This window comes from Pseudomonas cichorii (assembly GCF_019719005.1).
In the GTDB taxonomy this organism is placed as follows: domain Bacteria; phylum Pseudomonadota; class Gammaproteobacteria; order Pseudomonadales; family Pseudomonadaceae; genus Aquipseudomonas; species Aquipseudomonas cichorii_E.
In genome coordinates, this window is sequence record NZ_JAIGPJ010000005.1 from 194876 (window position 1) to 217135 (window position 22260).

22 protein-coding genes are annotated in these 22260 nt (G+C 58.6%); 6 read left to right on the forward strand and 16 right to left on the reverse strand.

Translation table 11 applies throughout. The features are described from left to right. Positions 1–6 precede the first annotated feature (6 nt). A complete protein-coding gene (locus K5D32_RS07000) occupies positions 7–1158 on the reverse strand; it encodes an acyl-CoA dehydrogenase family protein (protein ID WP_221599570.1) in 1152 nt (383 codons plus the stop codon). Positions 1159–1161: 3 nt separating this feature from the next. Further along, positions 1162–2256 carry an enoyl-CoA hydratase/isomerase family protein gene (locus K5D32_RS07005; RefSeq protein ID WP_025259247.1) on the reverse strand — a complete coding sequence of 365 codons (1095 nt, stop codon included), beginning with the start codon at positions 2254–2256 and terminating at the stop codon, positions 1162–1164. Positions 2257–2463: 207 nt separating this feature from the next. On the opposite strand from K5D32_RS07005, the gene K5D32_RS07010 reads away from it, so the two are divergent. Beyond that, positions 2464–4128 (forward strand): MFS transporter, encoded by a 1665-nt coding sequence (locus K5D32_RS07010; RefSeq protein ID WP_221576450.1) that lies wholly within the window; start codon positions 2464–2466, stop codon positions 4126–4128. Continuing rightward, complete coding sequence (locus tag K5D32_RS07015; RefSeq protein WP_221599571.1) at positions 4125–5309, forward strand: HlyD family secretion protein; 1185 nt, start codon at positions 4125–4127, stop codon at positions 5307–5309. The genes K5D32_RS07010 and K5D32_RS07015 overlap by 4 nt, the downstream gene beginning before the upstream one ends. Here K5D32_RS07015 and K5D32_RS07020 read toward each other — a convergent pair. The 5 genes from K5D32_RS07020 to K5D32_RS07040 all read right to left on the reverse strand — a co-directional run bounded on the left by K5D32_RS07020 (position 5303) and on the right by K5D32_RS07040 (position 11076). Further along, the gene (locus tag K5D32_RS07020; RefSeq protein WP_221599572.1) at positions 5303–6319 is read right to left on the reverse strand and encodes a transporter; all 1017 of its coding nucleotides are present in this window, start codon (positions 6317–6319) and stop codon (positions 5303–5305) included. The genes K5D32_RS07015 and K5D32_RS07020 overlap by 7 nt on opposite strands. 109 nt (positions 6320–6428) lie before the next feature. Further along, a complete protein-coding gene (locus K5D32_RS07025; RefSeq protein WP_221593494.1) occupies positions 6429–7250 on the reverse strand; it encodes an aldo/keto reductase in 822 nt (273 codons plus the stop codon). A gap of 80 nt (positions 7251–7330) precedes the next feature. Then, positions 7331–8962: a methyl-accepting chemotaxis protein gene (locus tag K5D32_RS07030; protein ID WP_221599573.1), complete on the reverse strand. Its 1632-nt coding sequence runs from the start codon at positions 8960–8962 to the stop codon at positions 7331–7333. A 360-nt stretch (positions 8963–9322) separates the two neighbouring features. Beyond that, positions 9323–9928: a TetR/AcrR family transcriptional regulator gene (locus K5D32_RS07035; protein WP_221576455.1), complete on the reverse strand. Its 606-nt coding sequence runs from the start codon at positions 9926–9928 to the stop codon at positions 9323–9325. Between the two features lie 131 nt (positions 9929–10059). Next, positions 10060–11076: a 1-aminocyclopropane-1-carboxylate deaminase gene (locus K5D32_RS07040; protein ID WP_221599574.1), complete on the reverse strand. Its 1017-nt coding sequence runs from the start codon at positions 11074–11076 to the stop codon at positions 10060–10062. A 152-nt stretch (positions 11077–11228) separates the two neighbouring features. Here K5D32_RS07040 and K5D32_RS07045 point away from each other — a divergent pair, with 152 nt between their 5' ends. Next, positions 11229–11735, forward strand: coding sequence for an Lrp/AsnC family transcriptional regulator (locus K5D32_RS07045; protein WP_221599575.1), 507 nt, complete (start codon positions 11229–11231; stop codon positions 11733–11735). Positions 11736–11741: 6 nt separating this feature from the next. Here the strand turns inward: K5D32_RS07045 and K5D32_RS07050 are convergent, their stop codons facing one another. Then, positions 11742–12221 (reverse strand): transketolase, encoded by a 480-nt coding sequence (locus tag K5D32_RS07050; RefSeq protein ID WP_221599576.1) that lies wholly within the window; start codon positions 12219–12221, stop codon positions 11742–11744. Between the two features lie 226 nt (positions 12222–12447). Between K5D32_RS07050 and K5D32_RS07055 the strand changes: the two genes are divergently transcribed. Beyond that, complete coding sequence (locus tag K5D32_RS07055) at positions 12448–13356, forward strand: DUF808 domain-containing protein (protein WP_221599577.1); 909 nt, start codon at positions 12448–12450, stop codon at positions 13354–13356. Here the strand turns inward: K5D32_RS07055 and K5D32_RS07060 are convergent. The 8 genes from K5D32_RS07060 to puuE form a co-directional block, all read right to left on the reverse strand. Next, entirely contained in the window at positions 13286–14152 is an 867-nt protein-coding gene (locus K5D32_RS07060) for a phosphatase PAP2 family protein (RefSeq protein WP_221599578.1), read from the reverse strand. The two genes, K5D32_RS07055 and K5D32_RS07060, sit on opposite strands and share 71 nt — an antisense overlap. Positions 14153–14172: 20 nt before the next feature. After that, positions 14173–14862, reverse strand: coding sequence for a histidine phosphatase family protein (locus tag K5D32_RS07065; RefSeq protein ID WP_221593500.1), 690 nt, complete (start codon positions 14860–14862; stop codon positions 14173–14175). A 154-nt stretch (positions 14863–15016) separates the two neighbouring features. Next, complete coding sequence (locus tag K5D32_RS07070) at positions 15017–15802, reverse strand: outer membrane protein OmpK (protein ID WP_025259260.1); 786 nt, start codon at positions 15800–15802, stop codon at positions 15017–15019. Positions 15803–16237: 435 nt separating this feature from the next. Beyond that, entirely contained in the window at positions 16238–17533 is a 1296-nt protein-coding gene (locus tag K5D32_RS07075; protein ID WP_221599579.1) for a urate hydroxylase PuuD, read from the reverse strand. Positions 17534–17565: 32 nt separating this feature from the next. Next, positions 17566–18069 carry an ureidoglycolate lyase gene (locus K5D32_RS07080; RefSeq protein WP_221576462.1) on the reverse strand — a complete coding sequence of 168 codons (504 nt, stop codon included), beginning with the start codon at positions 18067–18069 and terminating at the stop codon, positions 17566–17568. Positions 18070–18157: 88 nt separating this feature from the next. After that, positions 18158–19153 (reverse strand): allantoicase, encoded by a 996-nt coding sequence (gene alc, locus K5D32_RS07085; protein WP_221599580.1) that lies wholly within the window; start codon positions 19151–19153, stop codon positions 18158–18160. A 52-nt stretch (positions 19154–19205) separates the two neighbouring features. Then, positions 19206–19721, reverse strand: a complete 516-nt coding sequence (gene uraD / locus K5D32_RS07090) for a 2-oxo-4-hydroxy-4-carboxy-5-ureidoimidazoline decarboxylase (RefSeq protein ID WP_221576464.1) — start codon at positions 19719–19721, stop codon at positions 19206–19208. Next, positions 19718–20641: an allantoinase PuuE gene (gene puuE / locus K5D32_RS07095; protein ID WP_221599581.1), complete on the reverse strand. Its 924-nt coding sequence runs from the start codon at positions 20639–20641 to the stop codon at positions 19718–19720. Before puuE ends, uraD begins: the two co-directional genes overlap by 4 nt. Before the next feature lie 365 nt (positions 20642–21006). Between puuE and uraH the strand changes: the two genes are divergently transcribed. Together uraH and K5D32_RS07105 are read left to right on the forward strand one after the other, a co-directional pair. Continuing rightward, positions 21007–21360, forward strand: coding sequence for a hydroxyisourate hydrolase (gene uraH / locus K5D32_RS07100; RefSeq protein ID WP_221599582.1), 354 nt, complete (start codon positions 21007–21009; stop codon positions 21358–21360). A gap of 87 nt (positions 21361–21447) precedes the next feature. Further along, positions 21448–22203 carry a GntR family transcriptional regulator gene (locus tag K5D32_RS07105; RefSeq protein ID WP_221576466.1) on the forward strand — a complete coding sequence of 252 codons (756 nt, stop codon included), beginning with the start codon at positions 21448–21450 and terminating at the stop codon, positions 22201–22203. The last annotated feature ends 57 nt before the right edge of the window (positions 22204–22260 follow it).

Genomic DNA, 22260 nt, shown 5'->3' on the forward strand with positions numbered 1-22260 from the left:
CCGAGCCTAAACCAGATAATGGCGCAATTCCCGGGCGATCAACAGGCGCTGGATTTCGCTGGAGCCTTCATAAATCTGGGTAATGCGGGCGTCCCGGTAATAACGCTCCACGGGGTAGTCCTCCAGATAGCCATAGCCACCATGAATCTGTATCGCCTTGGAACAGACCCACTCGGCCATTTCCGAGGCGAACAGCTTGGCTTGGGAGGCTTCTGACAGACAAGGCTGGCTGGCGCTGCGCAAACGGGCGGCATGCAGGATCAGCAAGCGTGCGGCGTTGATTCGGGTGTGCATGTCGGCCAGCAGGTTGGAAATACTCTGGTGCTCGATGATCGGCTTGTCGAACTGCACCCGTTCCCGTGCATAGCCCAGTGCAGCCTCGAAAGCTGCGCGGGCGATGCCCAGTGCCTGAGCGGCAATCCCGATGCGACCGCCTTCCAGATTCGACAGGGCAATGGCCAGCCCCTTGCCGCGTTCGCCCAGCAGGTTGGCGGCGGGAATACGGCACGCATTGAGCGTCACGGCGCAGGTGTCGGAAGCGCGAATGCCCATCTTGTGTTCACTGCGATCGACCACGAAACCGGGGTTGTCAGTGGGGACCAGGAAGGCTGACAGGCCTTTCTTGCCGAGTTCGGGATCGGTTACGGCAAACACGATGGCCAGTTGCGCACGCTTGCCGTTGCTGACGAACTGTTTGGCACCGTTGATGACCCAATGATCACCCTGCAACTCGGCCCGTGTGCGCAGGTTATGCGCTTCGGAGCCGGCGTGGGGTTCGGTCAGGCAGAAACAGCCGATGGCCTTGCCGCTGGCCAGTTTTGCCAGCCAGGTCTGTTTCTGTTCTTCATTGCCGTACTTGAGAACAGGACCGCAGCCCACCGAACTGTGAACACTCATCAGCGTGCCGGTGGCGGCATCGGCGGCGGAGATTTCTTCGACCGCAAGGGCATAAGCCACGTAATCGATGTAAGTCCCGCCCCATTGTTCAGGCACGATCATGCCCAGCAAACCCAGCTCTCCAAGCTTGTCGACCAGGGCGTCGTCTATCCAGCCGGCCTTTTCCCAGGCTTGTGCATGGGGCGCGATTTCATTGCGGGCGAAATCACGCGCCATGTCGCGGATCATCACCTGCTCTTCGCTCAGTTCGATATCGTGCATGACTCACACCTCCAGACTGCTGAAGAAACGCTGCACATGCCCGGCGTTCAACGCTTTCACGCTGGGAGGGTTCCACTGCGGCAGGCGGTCCTTGTCGATGATCAGGGCGCGTACGCCTTCGATCAGGTCGCCATGCTCGAACCACAGACGATCCAGATGCAGTTCCATGTCAAAGCAGGCCTGCAAGGACATGTGCCGACCGCGCCGGATCATTTCCAGCGTCACCGCCATGGCCAGGGGCGAATGTCTGTGCATCAGGTCGGCGGTGTTCAAGGCCCATTGATGGGTGTCGGCAATCGTCACTTGCTGCAACTGTTCGATGATGCCCGGCAAGTCCGACAAACCGAAGAAGTGGTCGATGGCCGGTCGCAGGGCTTCCAGCGGGGGAGAGGGCAGGCGCTGGGTACCCAGTCTGGCCATGGCACCCTGCAGATCCTTGAGGGGCGTGGATTTCCATTTCAGGTGATCGAGCATGTGATCCAGTCGAGGCAGCATATTGCTGTTCATGGACCAGTCGGCAAGGCCGCAATACAAGGCATCGGCTGCCTCGATCTGCACGCCGGTGATGCCCAGGTAAGTCCCCAGTTCGCCGGGTATACGGGGCAGGAAATAACTGCCGCCTACATCCGGGAAATAACCGATGGCCACTTCCGGCATGCCCAACCGGCTGCGCTCGGTCACCACTCGCAGATCAGCACCCTGCACGAGCCCCATGCCACCGCCCAGCACCAGGCCATCCATCAGGGCCAGCACCGGTTTGCGGTAGCCGTGGATCGTCAGATCCAGTGCATACTCTTCGATGAAGAATGTCTGGTGCTGGCTCTGGCCGCTTTTGTAGGTTTCATACAGGGAGCGGATATCACCGCCGGCACAGAATGCCTTGTCGCCTGCACCGCGCAATACCACGGCATACACCTTGGGATCTTCGGCCCAGGCATCGAGCTGGCGCTGCAGGGTACGGATCATGTCCAGATCGATGGCGTTCAGGCTGGCGGGGCGATTCAGGGTGAGATGGCCGATATGATTGCGGACCTCAACCAGAATCGGCTTCTGGCCGGGTTTGCGAACCGAGAGAGCGGGTGACACCTGTGAACTCATTCTGAACTCCTTGTTCGTTTGCTCTTCTTCTACTTATTATTTTTAGCGTGAACAGATCCTAACAGCGCCAATGAGCAAAACAAAATTGCGCTTAAGCATAGACGCAGTGACTATTTTTCAGCGCTTATCTGGATCTTTCGCGAATAAATTCGCTCCTACAACCCCAGTAGGAGCGAATTCATTCGCGAAAAAAACAGAAAGGAATCCATGAACGACAAATACGCTCCCCGCCAGTGGCAACCCCACGAGCGGCCCACCATGCCGGGCTCGCCGTCTACGCCTCTGCACTCCACGCGCAGGCGCTGGGCCTTTGCGCTGGTGGGCGTTATCGTTGCCCTTACCGGCGGCCTGGGCAATGCGTTGGTGGTGGCCAATCTGCCTTACCTGCAAGGCGCACTGGGTGCGACTTCGGCGGACATCGCCTGGCTGCCTGCGGCCTACGTCATGACCAACGTGTCGATGAACCTGCTGCTGGTGAAGTTTCGCCAGCAGTATGGCTTGCGTGCCTTCACCGAATTGTTTCTGGTGCTCTATTCCCTGGTGACGCTGGCTCACTTGTTCGTCAATGACATCGATTCGGCGATTGCCGTGCGTGCAGCCCACGGCATGGTGGGCGCTGCGCTCAGCACCCTTGGGTTGTATTACATGATTCAGGCCTTCCCCCAGAAGTGGCGGCTCAAGGCACTGGTGCTCGGGCTCGGTACAGCGCAACTGGCGACGCCGCTGGCGCGACTGGTGTCCGAAGACCTGTTACAGATTGCCGAATGGCGCGGCCTGTACCTGTTCGAGCTGGGCATGGCGTTGTTGTCGCTGGGTTGCGTGCTGATGCTCAAGCTGCCGCCCGGTGATCGCTTCAAGGCATTTGAAAAGCTCGACTTCCTGACCTTCAGCCTGCTGGCCAGCGGTTTTGCCCTGTTGTGCGCGGTGCTGTCGCTGGGACGTATCGAATGGTGGCTGGAAGCGCCCTGGATAGGCATCGCTTCGGCGGCTTCCATCGCCTTGATCTGTGCGGGCCTGGCCATCGAGCATAACCGCAGCAACCCTTTGCTGATTACCCGCTGGCTGGGGAGTGGCGCGATCCTGCGCCTGGGGTTGGCGGTGATCCTGTTTCGCATTGTGCTGTCGGAACAGTCAACGGGAGCCGTGGGTTTTCTGCAGACCCTGAACATGGGCAGCGAGCAGCTTCATACTCTTTATATGGTCATGCTGCTGGGCAGTATTGCCGGTCTGGCGGTCAGCGCCCTGACCATCAATCCCGCGCACCTGATCAAGCCGCTGCTGATTTCCCTGGCCATGATGGCGGTCGGGGCCTGGATGGACAGCGGCTCCACCAGCCTGACCCGGCAATCGAACATGTACCTCAGCCAGTTTCTGCTGGCATTCGGCGGGACGTTTTTCCTGGGGCCGACCCTGGTGCTGGGCATCAGTGGCGTCATCGCCAACCCGCGCAACATGGTGAGTTTTTCCGTCCTGTTCGGGATCACCCAGAACATTGGCGGGCTGATCGGGGCTGCTGTGCTGGGCACTTTCCAGATCGTGCGCGAGAAATTCCATTCCAGCCATCTGGTCGAACACCTGACCCTGATCGATCCTATGGTGCAATCGCGTCTGCAAAGCGCTGCTGCCGGTTACGCCTCGAGCATTGCTGACCCCGCGTTGCGCACGACCCAGGGGATTCGCTCGCTGTCGACCCTGGCAACACGCGAAGCCAATGTCCTGGCCTATAACGATGTCTTCATGTTGATTGCCGTGATCGCCGTACTGACGATGATCTGGATTTCAGCCCGCATGATCTGGCTGAAGATGACCACACGCCCGCTTTCAGCCGTTAATCCACCTTCCGTCCCCAGCAGTGGCGCTACCTCTTCATGAACGAACCGAACCAGCCTGACAAAGCGTCATCCCGAACTGAAAACAACGATGAGTCCATTCAGGCCCCCGACACGCCACCGCCACCACCGGTGACCACGCCGCCCACCAGCGAGCCACGTTCAAGGCGCAAGCGCATCATCTCGTCGGCGATCTTTGCCGGTATTGCCCTGGCGGGTGTGCTGATCGTGCTGTATGCGTGGGAACTGCCACCGTTCACCAGCCCGATCCAGAGCACCGAAAATGCTCAGGTGCGTGGCCAGACAACCATCATCGGCCCGCAGTTGAGCGGCTATGTGCATGAAGTGCCGGTGCAGGATTTTCAGTTCGTGAAGGCGGGCGACCTGCTGGTGCGTCTGGATGACCGCATCTATCGGCGTAATCTGGAACAGGCCATGGCGCAACTGGCGGTGCAGAAAGCCGCACTGGCCAATAACCTGCAACAACGGCGCAGTGCCGAAGCGACCATTGGCCAGCGTCAGGCGGCCTTGCAGAGCAGCATCGCCCAGAGCAGCAAGAGCGCAGCAGACCTGCGCCGTAATCAGGCATTGGTGACTGACGGCTCGGTATCGCGCAGCGAACTGGACGTGACCCGCGCTGCCGATGCCCAGGCCATTGCCGCAGTGGCCGAAGCCAAGGCCGCGTTGCAGATCGCCCGGGAAGACCTGCAGACCGTGATCATCAATCGCGACTCGCTGCAGGCCTCGGTGGAAAACGCTCAGGCTGCCATCGAACTGGCACGCATCGACCTGGACAATACCCGCATCCTGGCGCCCCGCGACGGGCAACTGGGGCAGATAGGCGTGCGCCTGGGGGCTTACGTGAACTCGGGTGCGCAATTGATGGCGCTGGTGCCGAACCGGTTGTGGGTCATCGCCAACATGAAGGAAACCCAGATGGCCAATGTACGCCTCGGCCAGTCGGTGAGCTTTACCGTCGATGCCCTGGACAACGCTCGGCTCACGGGGCGTGTTCAGCGTATTTCGCCTGCCGCTGGCTCGGAGTTCAGCCTGCTGCCCGCCGATAACGCCACAGGCAACTTCGTGAAAATCTCCCAGCGCATACCGGTACGCATCATCGTCGATGCCTATCAGCCAGCGGCCGAACGCCTGAGGCCGGGGATGTCAGTGGTGGTCAGGATCGACACCCAATCGCAAGGTGAGGTGCCGCCTGATCCTCAGTAATCCCCGCGCTTGCGAAACGCCCAGCGTCCGGCAATCAGGGTAAAGGTCGCAACCAGTGCCACCAGTATCCAGAAGCCTTCCGGGTCGGATGCCAGCGGTATGCCGCCCACGTTCATGCCGAAGAAACCGGCGACGATGTTGATGGGCAAGGCCAGAACCGTGACCACGGTCAGGGTGAAGAGGGTGCGGCTGCTTTGTTCGTTGAGGTTGGCGGCGATTTCTTCCTGCAACAGTTTGATGCGCTCGCCCAAGGCTGTCAGGTCACTGATGACCAGGGCCGACTCCTCCGTGGATTGACGCAAGGCCTGCATGTCTTCTTCGCGCAGCCAGTGCGGCGGGCGATGCAGCAGGCGCATCAGCGAACCGGGCTCCAGCGCCAGCAGTCGTTGCAGACGCACCAGCACCCTGCGCATGGCTCCGAGTTCCGAGCGGTTGTTGCTCAGGCGCTGGGACAGCAACTGGTCTTCGATCCTGTCGACGCTGAGGCTGGTCTTGCGCAGGAACTGGGTCAGCACTTCGCCCTGATCGCTCAGCAAATGAGCCAGCAACTCCAACGGCGAGTGGAACTGTTCGCCACGCTTGACTGCCGAGCGCAGCTTGTCGACCGAGCGCAAGGGTTGCAGGCGTGCCGTGATCATCATGTGACTGCGGGTGCAGACCCACAGGGTCGAGATATCGGTCGACAGCATGTTGAAGTCGAACACCACATCGTTGACCACGGCCAGCAGGGCCGAGTCGATGTGTTCGATCCGTGTCGAGCGCGAGCCTTCGTTGAGCGCTTCAAAAAACTCTTCCGGCAGTTCCAGATGAGTCTTCATCCAGCGCTCGCAGGCCGCGTGGGAGAGGTTCAGGTGCAGCCAGATGAAATCGTCGTTGTCCGGGGCGTTGTGCAGGTAATCCATGACGGCGGCAGAGTCGATTTCCCGACCCCGCTCACCCGGACAGAAGCGAAATCCATACAGCAGGCCGAAAAGGTCTGAATCCTGATGCCGCGCAATGCTGTGGTTCATGGCTTTCCACGTGCAAGCCTGCCCGGAACGGGGAGGTCAAGCGCGCATCATGACAAGCCGTCATTACATATTTGTGACGAATATTGCGGGTTGTTTCCAGGCCCGACGCCTAGACCATTGCCAATGGCCGCTTGCGGGTCGGAACTGGCCAGGCACGGTCCAGATCGGCCAGATCCTGCGCTGTCAGGACGATTTTTTCGGCCTCGACATTCAGGCGAATGTGCTCAGGATTCGTCGCCTTGGGAATGGCGATCATGTTCGGCTGGCGCAGCACCCAGGCCAGACTGATCTGTGCCGGCGTGGCGCTGTGACGATTGGCGATTTCGTGCAGGGCAGGGTGATAGAGCAGGTCGCCCGCCTGACCGATCGGGCAGTACGCCATGATCGGCAAGTGCCGGTCATTGGCCCAGGGCAACAGGTCGAACTCGATGCCTCGCTGTTCGGGGTTGTACAGCACCTGATTGGTGGCGCAGCGCGGGTTGTCCAGCTCCATCATGTCCGACACATCGAAATTGGAGACGCCCCAACTGCCGATCTTGCCAGCCTCGCGCAGACGCTCGAAAGCCTCGACTGTTTCCCCCAGCGGGTACTCGCCCGGCCAATGCAGCAGGTAAAGATCGATGTAGTCGGTGTTCATCCGTCGCAGACTGGCTTCGCAGGCCTTGGGGATGCCTTGGCGGCTGGCGTTGAACGGGTAGACCTTGCTGACCACGAACACTTTGTCGCGCTGCCCGGCAATGGCTTGCCTGACCACTTCTTCGGCGCCGCCGTCGGCATACATCTCGGCGGTGTCGATCAGGGTCATGCCCTGCTCGATGCCCATGCACAGCGCAGCGATTTCCGTCGAGCGCTGATGGCTGACTTCACCCATGTGCCAGGTGCCCTGACCCAGCACCGGGACGCTTTGACCTGCCAGTTCCAGTGTGCGCATACGACCCCCTGCAATAAATGGACAGGCCTCAGGCAACAAAGGCTGCACGAGGTTCCGTGCAGCCTGTCGAACACAGCGAGTTAAACGCGGAATTGTTTCAGCAAGCCATTCAACTGCTCGCTCAATCCTCTCAGATGCTGGCTGGCCGCAGTGGACTGCTCGGCGGCAAGGGCCGTGCCCTGGGAGAGTTGCGCAGCCTGGGTGACGTTCTGATTGATGTCGTCGACCACATGGGATTGCTGCAGGGTGGCGCTGGCGATCGAAGCGTTGAGGCTGTTGAGGTTGCGCAAGGCCTGGCTGATGGACGTCAGGCTCTGGCCGGCCTGATTGGCCTGTTCGATGGTCAGTTGCGAGGAACGGCTGCTGTCGCCGATCACCTTGACCGCTGCGTCGGAGTGACGTTGCAGGCGTTCGATCATGCCCTGAATCTCGGCCGTGGACTTCTGGGTCCGCTGGGCCAGCAGACGCACTTCGTCGGCCACCACGGCAAAACCGCGGCCCTGTTCCCCGGCCCGCGCGGCTTCAATGGCGGCGTTGAGGGCCAGCAGGTTGGTCTGCTCGGCAATCGAGCTGATGACTTCCAGTACGCCACCAATCTGCGTGCTTTCGCTGGCCAGGGTCTGCATCACTTCCACGGCCTGGCCGATGGTGCCGGACAGGTGATCGATCTGGCGCAGGCTGTTATCGATGTTGACCTGGCCCTGTTGCGCCTGGGATTCGGCATCGCGCATTTCGCTGGCGGCGTGCTCGGCGTTCTTGGCCACGTCCTGCACGCCATATGTCACCTCATTGACGGCGGTGGCCACCAGATCCATCTGCTGGGACTGCTGCTGGCTGCGCGCCTGGGCCTGCTCGGCACTGTTGCCCAGGTCGGTAGAGGCCTGGCCCAGATCGACCGCCGAAGACTGCAACTGCATGACCACAGTGCGCAGCTTGGCGGTAAAGGCATTGAAGTGCTTGCCCAGTTGAGTGATTTCATCGTCGCCTTGGGTTTCCAGAGTGCGGGTCAGGTCGCTTTCCCCGCTGGCGATATTGGCCATGGCGCTGACAGTCAGGCGCAAGGGCAGGACGATGCTGCGCAGAATCAGCGTCACCAGCAGTGTCAGGACCAGCACAATGCCTGCGCTGAACAGAATCGCATTCCACATTTGCTGCTTGAACTCGGCAGCCACGTCATCGACATAGACACCCGAGCCGATGATCCAGCCCCATGGCTGAAACAGTTGCACGTAAGACGTCTTCTTCACCGGCTCACTGGCGCCCGGTTTTGGCCAGCGATAGTGAATCAGCCCGGCGCCCTTGCTCTTGGCGACGGCCACCATTTCATTGAATAGTGCAAAACCGTCCGGGTCCTTCACGCTCGAGAGATCCTGGCCATCGAGCTTGGGGTTGGCAGGGTGCATGACCATTACCGGGCGCAGATCGTTGATCCAGAAGTAGTCGTTCTGGCCATAGCGCAGGGCTTTGATGGTATTGAGAGCCTGCTGTTGCGCGGCTTCGCGGGTGAGGGTGCCAGCGGCTTCCAGCCCTTGGTAGTAATTCAGAATACCGCTGGCTGTCTGGACCACATGGGTGGTTTTCTCGGCCTTGGCCAGATAAAGGTCATCATGAATCTGCTTGAGCATGACGGCCGCGAGCACAAAGAGCATCAGCACAGAAACAATGAGAATCAGCCATAGACGGCGGCTGATAGATAAACTGCGCATATTCATGATCTTCACCCTAATTCGTTGTTTTTTCTTTTTTTATGAGTCATCAGGCAGATCCTTGCACTGACTCTCAACGTTATCTTCATGATGTCGGCTTAACATGACTAAATCTGAGGCAACAGTCACGCTTTTTTAGACGTCGGCTGCATATAGCCAAAGGCTTACACGAACAGGCGCAATTGGCTCTATCCCAGCCATCATGGCAAAGGTAGGATCCAATTCAACAACTGCAGCGAAGGATCGATGCAGCGATAAGGGAAGATCGGCCATTGCCAGGAGGCTACTGACAGGATGTCGGGATGGTGTTGTGTGCAAAACGACCCGCTTCGGCGGGTTTCTTGCTTTCTGGAGAACGGTATTTATTCAATCCGGCTCACACCCCTTGAGCACCAGCCTCAGAATGGTCTGGGTCGCCGCTTCATAGTCCGCATCCTCAAGCTTCTCCTTGCCGGTGACCGTTGAGATCTGCCAGTCAAAGTCGGCATACGTCTGGGTCGCGGCCCAGATGGTGAACATCAGGTGATGAGGGTCCAGAGGCGCAATCTGTCCGCTGTCGATCCAGGCCTGAATACATTCGATATTGTGGCGGGCCTGGCCATTTAGCTGTTCGATCTGTTCGGGTGTCAGATGGGGGGCGCCGTGCATGATCTCGCTGGCGAACACTTTCGAGGCGAAGGGAAGGTCGCGGGATATGTGCATTTTCGAGCGGATATAGCTGCTCAGAACCTCAGTGGGAACGCCCTGGGGATTGAAAGGTGTCGAGGCCTGAAGGATCGGCCCGATGATGCTTTCCAGCACCTCGCGATAGAGGTTTTCCTTGGACTTGAAGTAGTAATAGACGTTGGGCTTGGGCAGCCCGGCCCTGGCGGCAATATCGCCGGTCTTGGTCGCGGCAAAGCCTTTGTCGGCGAACTCTTCGCTGGCGGCGCGCAGGATCAGTTCTTTGTTGCGCTCGCGAATGCTGCTCATGGCCCAGATTCCTGCACGGCGGGCGCGCATGGTAGCACCGGGCTCGCGCAAGGCTCAATGCTGAGCCTTGCGCGTTGAAGAGGGCGGCGTAGGAGCGAATTTACTCGCGAATGAATTCGCTCCTACCGCAATCAACCATCCTTGAACAGGAAACTGTAGGCATTGAGTGCCGGTACGCCGCCCAGGTGGGCGTAAAGCACTTTCGAGCCATCGGGGAACTCGCCGTTACGGACCATATCGATCATGCCGTGCATGGATTTTCCTTCGTAGACGGGGTCTGTCAGCACGCCTTCCAGGCGGGCGCAGGTGCGGATTGCATCCAGAGTGCCTTCGTTGGGCAGGCCGTATTCCGGGTAGGCGTAACGGGTATCGAGCACTACGTCATCAGCAGTGATTTCACGGCCCAGGCCCACCAGCTTGGCGGTGTTCTGGGCGATGCGCAGGACCTGCTCGCGGGTCTGATCCGGTTTGGCCGAAGCATCGATACCGATCACTCGTTGCGCACGGCCATCAGCGGCAAAACCCACCACCATCCCCGCATGAGTACTGCCGGTCACCGAGCAGACGACGATGTAGTCGAACTTGAAGCCCAGTTCTTCTTCCTGTTGGCGCACTTCATCGGCAAAACGCACGAAACCCAGGCCGCCATAAGGGTGTTCCGAGCAGCCTGCCGGAATCGGGAACGGCTTGCCGCCACTCTCGACCACATCGGCCATTGCCTTTTCCCAGCTCGGGCGAATGCCGATATCGAAGCCAGCCGAATCCAGGCGCACGTCAGCTCCCATGATCCGCGACATCTCGATATTGCCCACACGGTCGTACACCGCATCGGAGTAGTTCACCCAGTTTTCCTGAACCAGCACGCACTTCATGCCCAGGTGAGCGGCAACGGCTGCGACCTGACGGGTCTGGTTGGACTGGATACCGCCGATGGACACCAGTGTGTCATAACCGCCTTCGATGGCTTCCGGGATGAGGTATTCAAGCTTGCGTGTCTTGTTCCCGCCGAATGCCAGGCCACTGTTGCAGTCTTCACGCTTGGCATACAGCTCGACCTTGCCACCCAGATGCTCGCTGAGGCGCTTGAGCGGAGTGATGGGCGAAGGGCCAAAGGTCAGGGGATAGCGCTTGAATTTGCTCAGGTTCATATCGAGTCTCCAATGAGAGGAATCATTAATGTGCTGCGATGGATTCATCATAGAAAATCGACCGATAATCGTGGTTGCAAAGAATTGTCTATTTAGGAAATGAAAGTTAGTCTCTTCAAATTGAAAATTAATTTTATTTCTTGAAAGTACATATGAAAGCAATAAATGAACGCAGCAAAAAGCCGGACACCGCGCTCGCGCCGCTGCTGGACAGGATTGACCGGGCCATCCTCAAGACGTTGCAGCGCGATGCGTCCATTTCCAACGTGGCCCTGGCCGAAAAGGTCAAATTGAGCGCGCCGGCCTGCCTGAGGCGTGTCGAACGGCTCAAGGAAGCGGGCGTCATAAAAGGCGTGGTTGCGCTGCTCAACAGCGAAGCGCTGGACGCCGGGATGGTGGTCTTGATCGGCGTGGTGCTGGATCGCTCGACCCCTGAGTCATTTGCCCAGTTCGAGGCGGCAGCGCAGAAGGTGTCCGGCTGCATGGAGTTTCATGTGGTGACGGGGGAGTTCGACTACTTCATGTTGCTGCGCACCAAAGACAGCCAGAGCTTCAACCGGCTGCACGCCGAGCAGTTGCTGTATCTGCCGGGCGTCAGGCAGATCCGCTCTTTCATGGGCTTGCGTCAGGTGCTGTCCACCACTCAGATCCCGATGTAGGCAGGCTCAGTAGGGCGACAGGAAATGATCCTGCAGGTAGTTCTTCACCAGATGTCGGGTCGCGGCCAGGATCTCTTCTACCTGTGAGTCCATCGAGGCTTTGGACGGAGCCTGTTCCTCAAGCTTCTCCAGCTCAAAGAAGTGCAGCTTGTGCCCGCACACCGAACCCAGCCACGACAGATGCGCCCGATGGCTGGCTTCCACATCCAGCAGATGACACGTCTTGGGGATTGAACCCAGCAAGCCATTGGCTTCGCAGCTCGAAGGCTTTTGCGCACGGAAGGCGCGGTTTTCAGCGTCGAGCCATTCTTCTTCCAGTTGGGTCGACTGCCTGATGACCAGATAAGCCACCTGTTCCCAGTCACTGATTTCGGTATTGAGCGTGTCGATGATGTATTGAGGCAGGTCTGCATTGGAAACGATGATGACGCCCGTCTCTTGAGAGGTCGGTTTCAACCATTGTGCTCGTTGCGAATCGATATGCATGACAGCCCCTTGTTGTAGGTACAGCGATCAAAAGCCCGGCTTGGCGATGCAACACTTGCGCCACACGCTCTGGTCAGGTCATTGATTGCTTGAGCGACTGCATAAAACGTTAGCGCATTGTGCCGGTCAGACACTGATATCGACGTACACACGCCATGTCTTGCGGTTATCGCTGTGATTCAATAGGCGCCGTTTTTGTTTCCCATTTTGTTCAAGGATATTGATTGTGGCTGCTGGAAGCTTGCTGACCCTGCTCGATGACATCGCAACCCTGCTCGACGATGTGGCACTGGCCACTAAAAAGACGGCAGGTGTGCTGGGTGATGACCTGGCCCTCAATGCGCAACAGGTGACGGGTGTTTCGGCCGATCGTGAGTTGCCGGTGGTATGGGCGGTGGCCAAGGGTTCTTTGCTCAACAAGGCGATTCTGGTGCCGGCGGCCTTGCTGATCAGCGCCTTTGCGCCTTGGGCGATCCTGCCTTTGCTGATGATTGGCGGTGCTTATCTGTGTTTCGAGGGGGCCGAAAAGATTGCCCACAAATGGCTGCATTCCGATGCCGGGCAAGAGCACGAAGAGCGCAGACAGGCTGCGGGCAATGCTTCCACGGACATGGTGGTGTTCGAGAAGGAGCGGATCAAAGGTGCGATTCGTACTGACTTCATCCTGTCGGCGGAAATCATTGTCCTGGCACTGGGCGTGGTTTCAAGCCGTCCGTTTCTGGATCAGGTGGGCGTACTGGTGATCGTGGCCGTGCTGATTACCGTCGGCGTCTATGGTCTGGTGGCAGGTATCGTCAAGCTTGATGACCTGGGCCTGCATCTGAAAAAGAGCGCCAGTTCCGCCTCGCAAAGCATCGGCAACGGGTTGCTCTGGCTGGCTCCGGTCCTGATGAAAGCGCTGTCGATCCTCGGCACCGCCGCCATGTTCATGGTCGGCGGTGGCATTCTGGTGCATGGCCTGCCGTTCGCCCATCACTGGGTTGAAGGCATCACCGAAAGTGCAGCCAGCGCTGTCGGCGGTTTCTCCATCGTGGTACCGACTCTGCTGGATGCCGTTGCTGGCATCATTGCCGGTGCAGCACTGGTGGTAGTGGTAACTCTGGTGGGCAAAGTGTGGAAGTCGGCTCGGGGCTGAGCAGGTTCTTGCCCGGCTCAAGTGATGTCTGAAGTGCTGGTCGCCCATAGAAAAACAGGGCGGTCAGCAGCATCGTGAGCCAGACCAGAATGCCCGACCACAAGGTGTGGGACATGAAATGCCAGCCTTGCAGGACCCGCGTCGTGCCATAAACCATGCCCAGCAGCAGAACCCAGCCCAGCAGCTTGCGAGCATGTCGCCAGCGGTAGCGACGGGCGACGAAGTACAGCGCCAACAGAGTAAAACCGCTCGAGGCGTGACCACCGGGCCAGCAACGACCTTTGCCGGCTTCATGCAACAGGTTGAAGTTCTCGAACCATTCCCTCTTTTCCTGAATACCGCCATACAGGGTTGTTTCAACCGGGCAGTAAACACTGGTGTGGCTCTTGAAGTAGTGAACCATGGCCGTAGTGATCGCGAAGGCAACCACCACGAAGATGAAGTCACGGCGGTGACGTGCAAGAAACTTGAGCCCAGCGGCAATACGAAACCTCTCCAGCACTGCAATCAGGCGCTGATGCTTATCGGGTTTGAACAGTGGCCAGACAAATGAAAGCACGGCACCGATGATTGCCAGCTCGCCTGTCCAGTCCGGAATGATCCGCGGCCAGCGATGGGTCAGGTTTTCAAACAACCGGTCGTGCTGAAACGGGAATACCTGGGTGACAGGGTCGTAAAGCAGATTGCTGAGGATGACATCCAGTCCGGTCAGGTCGAAGACGACAAAGACCAGCACTGCCAGCAACAGAGGCAGGCCGACATTGATCAAGTAGAAGCGCTTTCTGGAAGTATTCACGTGCCGGATTTCCTGGTGGCTTATGGATGTTGCGGTATGACGGACTTCCAGTCCTGAGCATCGAGAAAGCCCAGAACCCTGGCGCTTCTATCCTTGGGATCAATGGCCACGAACAGAGCGCTGCCATAATCGGGCACGGTGCGTGCCGAGACTTTCAGCGACTTCTCCAACTGGTTGAAGCATTCGCTGTGGGTGACCAGCACCATGTTTCGCTGATCGACTTTGTGTTGCTGCATGTCTTCCAGCATGGTGTGGCGGCAATTGCCCAGCCAGTCCTGAGGGATGCTTGCGCCTTTGAACGCAAAGCTTGCGGTCTGGGCTGTGCGCAGCAGGGGGCTGTTGAAAATGTCCGTGTGGCTCATATCAAACGCCCTGAACGAATTGCCCAGTTCCTGAGCGACGAGCTGGCCTTTGCGGGTAATGCCGTCCGGTGGGCCAAGGCAGGGATTGGTCGAGTGATCGCAACGCTCGGCATGGCGCACCAGAATCACCAGATCACCTTTGGCCCAGTGAGCCAGGATGCCCGCTTTGCGCAGGTTGTGGCCCTGTGCAAGGTCGACCGGCCCTGAGGGTTTCAACAGCCAGGTACTCAGCCCGACAGCCATCAGCATCAATGGCAATAACCAGAGCGCTTTTTGGTAGTGGATAAGGTTTCTGTAGCCAGCGTGACCGGCAATGGCCAGCGGGTTGTATCGGGGTGGGGTATTCAAGGCGGGTCGCCGTCACAAGGGGAGGACAGGACCGCAGATTAGGGCGCGACAGGTCAATGACCGGTCAACGATATGTGAAAAAACAATTGAGCAAGACGTTGTGCGCGCTGGCGAAGCTGCACCGCAGTGCAACCTCGCTGATGGCTGCGTTGTATCAGAAGAACACTTTGACCAGCAGGCTGGCGGTGTTCTGGTCGGTATCGAAGGAAGACGTGTCCTTGATGCCGTACTTGTTGCTCCAGTAGTCGTACTCGATACCGACGTAGAGTTGTTTCTCCGGGAAGTTCAGCGCCTTGCCCAGGTCGTACTTGATCTGCGGGTTGATGTGCAGGTTGGCGTGGTAGGTGCCACGGGCGTTCTTGTCGTTATCCACGACCCAGTCGATGAAGCCGTCGATGACCACATCGGACTTGCCCGCTGGAATGGTGTAGGACCATACCGGCGTGATCTGCCAGACGCCGTCACCCGGGCGATTGCCTTCGGTCTGGCGCTGATAGAAGTTCAGCTGGAAGTAATCGAAGCCCGGGATGTTCAGGTCAAAGCCCGGACCGATCAGGTACGACTCGTTATCGCCTTCACCGAACTCGTAGGTAGCCGCCAGCAGCACGTCCGAGATAGGGCCCAGTTCAAACTTCTGGCCGAAGATCTTGCCCATCGACAGGCGTGGCGAGAACTCACCGTAGTAAGTGTTCGGGCCGCTGTTCGCGTCTTTCTTGCCGTTGTAGAAGATCTTGTCGACGAAGAAGAAGTTGTCGCCGTATTTCCAGCCGTCCGCATGTTCGAAGGTGAAGGTCTGTTGTATTTCCGGGTTGACCGTGAAGTCCCGACCGTTGAGGTAGGTCAGGCTGTTGGTCTGCCATTGCAACAGATCGCCGGCCGTGGCCGAGCCTGCAGCCAGCAGACTACCGGCCAGTAACAGGCTGGAAAAAGTACGGTTCATGCGGGTGCTCCCTTGAGATCGATAGTGGTTTTCGAGGTCGGCGTTCTGTGTGTGACGCCGTTTCTCTGGTTGTAATAAATTGTCTGCGTGGTCAGCTTCGTGATTTAGCAAAAGCTGAGCCAACCTCGTGAAAAAGCCACGCGGCTACCTGAAACACTCGGCAATGGCCGGTTTCCGATGATTTTTACGGGATGCAGGACCTGACTGAACGGACAATTTCAGTTCAGGCTTGGCAATTGGCGGCTTTTAAAGCGGCGGCGGAGAATACTGGGTGGCGAGTGCCAGCTCAAGTGCTCCAGAGCGGAGCATGAGCGGCGAAAGTGGGGCGTTAATTGCGTAGGAACAAATTTATTCGCGAGAGGCCAGTACATCCGATAGAGATAGGCCATTTGAAATACCTTCGCGAATGAATTCGCTCCTACGGGGTTTGGGCAATCAACGAACACTGGCCCCTTGATCGATCCAGGCACCCACCAGGTCCCGTTCTTCCTGGGTCATCTGGGTGATGTTGCCCAAAGGCATGATCGGGGCGGTAATGGCCTGGGCCTTGATGCGCGGGGCCATTTGCTGGATCTGCTCTGGCGTATCGAACATCACGCCCGCCGGCGCGGCGCTGAACAGGTTGCTGGTGGGGGTGGCCGAATGGCAAACGGTGCAGCGCTGCTTGATGACCTCGTGAACCTTGGCGAACTCTATCCCCGCAACCTTGGGCGTTTCAGCCGGTGCGGGCGCAGCAACCGGTTCCGGGCGTTTTTCGTCGGCCCTGTAACCGCCCACGGCGGTGCCGGGTAATGGCTGATACTCGATTTTTGCCGCCGCGTCGTGGGGCTTTTGCGGTTGCGCGGGGCCTGTGACGTAAGCCAGGCAAATCATGCCCAGCGCCGCGAACGGCAAGGTCCAGAAGAACCGGTGGCTGTCATGCCGGGTATTGAAATAGTGACGCACCAGCACCGCCAGCAAGGCAATCACCGCCAGGATCAACCAGTTGTACTGACTGCCATAGGTGCTGGGAAAGTGGTTGCTGATCATGATGAACAGCACCGGCAAGGTGAAGTAGTTATTGTGCCGTGAACGCAGCAGGCCTTTTGCGGGCAGAGCCGGGTCCGGCGTGCGGTTCTCGGCGATGGCGGCTACCAGTGCGCGCTGGGCGGGCATGATGATGCGGAACACGTTGCCGACCATGATGGTGCCCATGATGGCGCCCACATGCAGATAAGCCCCACGGCCGCTGAACACCTGGCTCAAGGCGTAGGCCGCCGCTACCAGCAACACAAACAGGATCACACCCAATAGCGCGGGGCGTTTGCCCAGTGCCGAGTCGCACAGAACGCTGTACACGAACCAGCCGACAAACAGGGAACCCAGGCCGATATGCACACCCGCGGCAGGCGAAAGGCTGCTGCCCGGCGCCAGCAGATAAAGGGTCGGGTTGGCGTAAAACACCACACACAACAGCGCGACCCCGGATAGCCAGGTCGAATAGGCTTCCCATTTGAACCAGTGCAGGTTCTCGGGCATGGTCGGCGGCGCGAGCTTGTACTTTTCCAGGTGATAGATACCGCCACCGTGGATGGCCCACAAGTCACCCGACAAACCGTCACGCGGATTGGAGCGGTTGAGGTTGTTTTCCAGCCAGACAAAATAGAAAGACGCACCGATCCACGCCACGCCCACAATCATGTGAATCCAGCGCACGCCCAGATTCAGCCATTCCATCAGATGTGCCAGCACAGTATTTCCTTTTGCCTGGGGGCCAGGCCTTCCTATTGGTTTGGATCGAGCACCATCAACTGGCGCTCTTCAAAAAAATGCTCATCGCAGTTGTTGCCGGTTCCACTGCGATCAACCACCAGGAAGTCATCCCGCTTTTCGATCGTCAGCACCGGATGGTGCCAGACGCCGCGATGGTAATTGATACCCTGCCTGCCATTGGAAACGAAGGCGCGGGTCAGCTCTGGATCAGGCGCATCGCCAAGTGGCGCGACCACGATCAGAAAAGGGTTGCCGAGCAGCGGTATGAACGCCTGACTGCCCAGCGGGTGACGCTCCAGCATGGCAATGGTCAACGGCATGTCCAGCGCCTCGGCGCGGAAGATGCTGATGATTGCCTTGTCGTCAGGCGTGGCGGTTTCCACCTCGGCCAGACGATGAAAGCGCTGTGTCGAGCCATTGTTGATCATGAAGTGAGCGCTGCCATCGGTTTCGATCACATCACCGAACGGGGCAAAGGCTTCTTTGGTCAACGGCTCGATAATCAGTTTGCGCATTACAGTCTCTCTGGACCGTAGGAGCGACTTCAGTCGCGAAGGGCCATCGCCGATTCGCGAATGAGTTCGCTCCTACGGGAGGGTGTGTTTATTTGGTTATTTTGCCCAATACGCGCAAGCGACTCACGCCGCCATCCGGGAATACGTTCAGGCGGATATGGGTGATCGGGCCGATGGCCTTGATCTGCTCGGCGAAGTCATGTTCGGCGTGCATGCTCAGTTTCTGGCTGGGCAGCAGTTCGCGCCAGAACAGGCTCTGGGTTTCGATCTGGCTGTCGGTGCCGCCTTTGACGAAGGCGCCCTGGATCGAGCAACTGTCCGGGTAGTTGCCCTTGAAGTGCAGCGTATCGACGATGACGCGTTCCACTTCCCCCGGATGCCCCAGCGCGACGATTACCCAGTCATTGCCCGGTGTGCGGCGGCGGGCGGTTTCCCAGCCGTCGCCCATGTTTACGCCACGGCCCGGATTGAGAAGGTTGCTCATGCTGCCGTAATGCTCGTCGGAGCAGGCAATCGCACGGCCGCCATTAAGGGCTGCGACCAGATCGATCTGCTCGCTGTCGCTGACTTCGGACCAGTCACGGAAAGGAATGCCGTGCACACGCAGACGCGCCACGCCGCCATCGGGGTAAATATTGAAACGCAGGTGGCTGAACGCCTGATCGTTGCTGATGGCGTGGTAGTGATGGCTGTTGCCTTGCAGCTCGACCGAAGGCAGCACCTCGACCCATTGCGTGTTTTCGTCTGGCTCGCCCGAAGCCAGGAAGCAGGCTTCCAGCGAGGCCGAAGGCGGGAAGTTGCCGGTAAAGAACGAGGTGTCGATATCCACGCCCTTGATGGTGCCCGCCACGCCCAGGCGGATCACCGCGCTGTCATAGCCTTCAAAGCGTTTGCGCCGCGATTCCCAGCCGTCCATCCATTTGCCGTTGTCATCGAACACGCCTTCTTTCCAGACCGCAGGCGTCGGCTGGAACAGGCGGTTGGCATCGGCGAACCAGTCATCGGTGACGGACAGGACCTTGGTCCCCAGGCGTGCGTCGGCCAGATTGACGAACTTCTCGAACGGTGCGGCGTAAACTTTCATTCTTTTTATCTGCCTTTCTCGATGGGCTTGGAAGGAATGGGCTTGGTGTTGTCTACAGGGTCAGCAAGCGAAACAGGGCAATCTTGTTGATCTCGGCCAGTGCGCAGGCGAACTCGGTTTCTGCCGAGTGATGAATACGCTGCTCGAAGGCCGCCAGGATCTTGTGTCGGTCGCTTCCCTTGACCGCCATGATGAACGGGAAGCCGAACCTGGCCTTGTAAGCCTGATTCAACTCGGTAAAACGCTGAAACTCTTCGGCTGTGCATTGATGAATACCGGCACCGGCCTGTTCACTGGTGCTGGCTTCGGTCAGTTCACCCTGAATGGCCGCCTTGCCGGCCAGATCCGGGTGAGCGTTGATCAATGCCAGTTGCCGCTCATGATCAGCCTTGAGCAGGATCTCGCTCATGCGCGCATGCAGGTTTTCGACCTGATCCAGCTCAGAGTTGATGCCCAGGTCATACGCCTTTTCAGCGACCCACGGCGAGTGCTCGTAGATATCGGCAAAGGCCGCAATGAAGGCTTCGCGGCTCAGGGACGAGGGCGTCAGCGTCTGGAAGTGGCTCATTGCGCGGCCTTGAACGGGTGTTGAGTGTGCCAGTGGCGGGCGATATCGACACGGCGGGTGAACCAGACCTGCTCATGGCTCCTGGCGTATTCGATAAAACGCTTGAGCGCGGCGAGGCGGGCAGGGCGGCCGATCAGGCGGCAGTGCAGGCCGATGGAGAGCATTTTCGGTGCTTCTGCACCTTCGGCGTAAAGGACGTCGAACGCATCCTTGAGGTACTGGAAAAACTGCTCGCCATTGTTGAAGCCCTGCACCTGGGTGAAGCGCATGTCGTTGGTGTCCAGGGTGTAGGGAATCACCAGATGCGGCTTGCTTGTGGGGTTGTTTGGCTCCCAGTAGGGCAGGTCGTCGTCGTAGGTGTCGCAGTCGTAGAGAAAGCCGCCTTCCTCCATCACCAGACGCCGGGTATTGGGGCCGGTGCGACCTGTGTACCAGCCCAGCGGGCGTTCGCCGGTGATTTCGGTGAGGATGCGGATGGCCTGGAGCATATGCTCGCGCTCCTGGGCTTCATCCATGTTCTGGTAGTCGATCCAGCGATAGCCGTGGCTGCAGATTTCATGACCGTCAGCGACCATGGCGCGGATCACGTCCGGGTGGCGCTGGGCAGCCATGGCCACGGCAAAGATGGTCAGCGGGATATCGAACTGCTTGAACAACTTGAGAATGCGCCACACGCCAGCACGGCTGCCGTATTCGTACAGCGACTCCATGCTCATGTTGCGCTGGCCTTGCAGCGGTTGCGCCGCGACCATCTCGGACAGGAAGGCTTCGGACTCCTTGTCGCCATGCAGAATGTTACGCTCGCCGCCTTCCTCGTAATTGAGCACGAAAGACAGGGCGATGCGGGCATTGCCCGGCCAATGCGGATGGGGTGGATTGCTGCCGTAACCGATCAGGTCCCGTGGATAGTCAGCGCTCACTGCAGGCTTCCTTATGTGCGTGAAGTCAGGTGCGGTACAAGCCGGACGGCAGAAAACCGCGCTGCGCCGATTGTATACAAAATAATATTCAACTTGTAACCCATAAAATTTCGCACGTTAGCGCTTTAAACCATGCAATAAACTTGCCTGAGTGGTCAGCTTAAAGGTAAAAACCTCAATGCTTTCCTTTGCTTCAGTGTTTTCGGTATTAAAGCTGCGCTTGCGCATTTTGCGAGCTGCGGTGGCCGGTTTTATTGTGTACAAGTTTTTTGAAAAGTGTCTTAATCGATCACGGCTCAAGGCTGGCAAGCACCTCGATGGTGCATCATGCCCGCCATCCAACCACTCAACGAGGCGCAGAATCAATGGGACGGTTAACTACGCATGTGCTGGACGCCGCGCACGGTTGCCCTGGCAGCGGCATCCATGTCGAACTGTATCGGGTTGAAGGCGAGCGCCTGGAGCTTGTCGCCACGGCGGTGACCAATAGTGATGGTCGTTGCGATACGCCCTTGCTGCAAGGCGAAGATTACCGCTCGGGTGTCTACCAGCTGCAGTTTCAGGCGGGCGATTACTATCGCGGGCGTGGCGTGACGCTGCCTGAACCGGCCTTTCTCGATGTGGTGGTATTGCGCTTCGGGATTGATGCAGGCCAGGAGCACTATCACGTGCCGTTGCTGGTTTCGCCTTACAGCTACTCGACCTATCGTGGCAGTTGATTGCACAGCGCGAGGCGCGCCCTTGTGTTGGCGCACTGTGTACAATGCGTCCGTCCTACGCCGTAAACCACTTGCACACGAGTGCCCATGAACGAACAGTCCCTGCCCCTGAAGAAACAGCCACGCGCGGTCAAATCAGCCCGTAATGCAACCCAGGACGATATTGTCTATGCGCATATTTTCGAGGCGATCCTTGAGCAGCGTCTGGCGCCGGGTACCAAGCTGAGCGAAGAGGCACTGGGCGAAATCTTTGGCGTGAGTCGCACCATCATCCGTCGCGCCCTGTCGCGGCTGGCCCATGAAGGTGTCGTGCTGTTGCGGCCCAATCGCGGTGCAGTGGTCGCCAGTCCGAGTGTTGAAGAGGCGCGTCAGGTGTTCTTTGCTCGCCGCATGGTGGAAAAGGCCATTACCGAACTGGCGGTCGAACATGCGACTGCCGAGCAACTGGCCGAGTTGCGGCAGATGGTCAGCGACGAGCGCGACAGCTTTGCCAGAGGGGATCGTGGCGCAGGGATTCGTCTGTCTGGCGAGTTCCACCTGCAACTGGCAGTGGCCGCGAAGAACGCCCCGCTGATCAGCTTTCAGCGCAGCCTGGTGTCGCAGACCTCATTGATCATCGCCCAATACGAAAACGGCAATCGCACCCATTGTTCCTACGATGAACACACCCAGTTGATCGACGCCATCGAAGCCCGGGATGCCGCATTGGCTGTCGAGCTGATGATGCATCACATGGACCACATCGACAGCAAGCTCAACCTCGACGACGACGGCGCGTCCGATGATTTGCATGCGGTGTTTTCGCACCTGATGGGCAAAAAGAAACCGGGCAAGGCTCAATGAAGTTTCGCGACTGAAGTCGCTCCTACGCGGTTTGTAGGAGCGAATTTATTCGCGAAT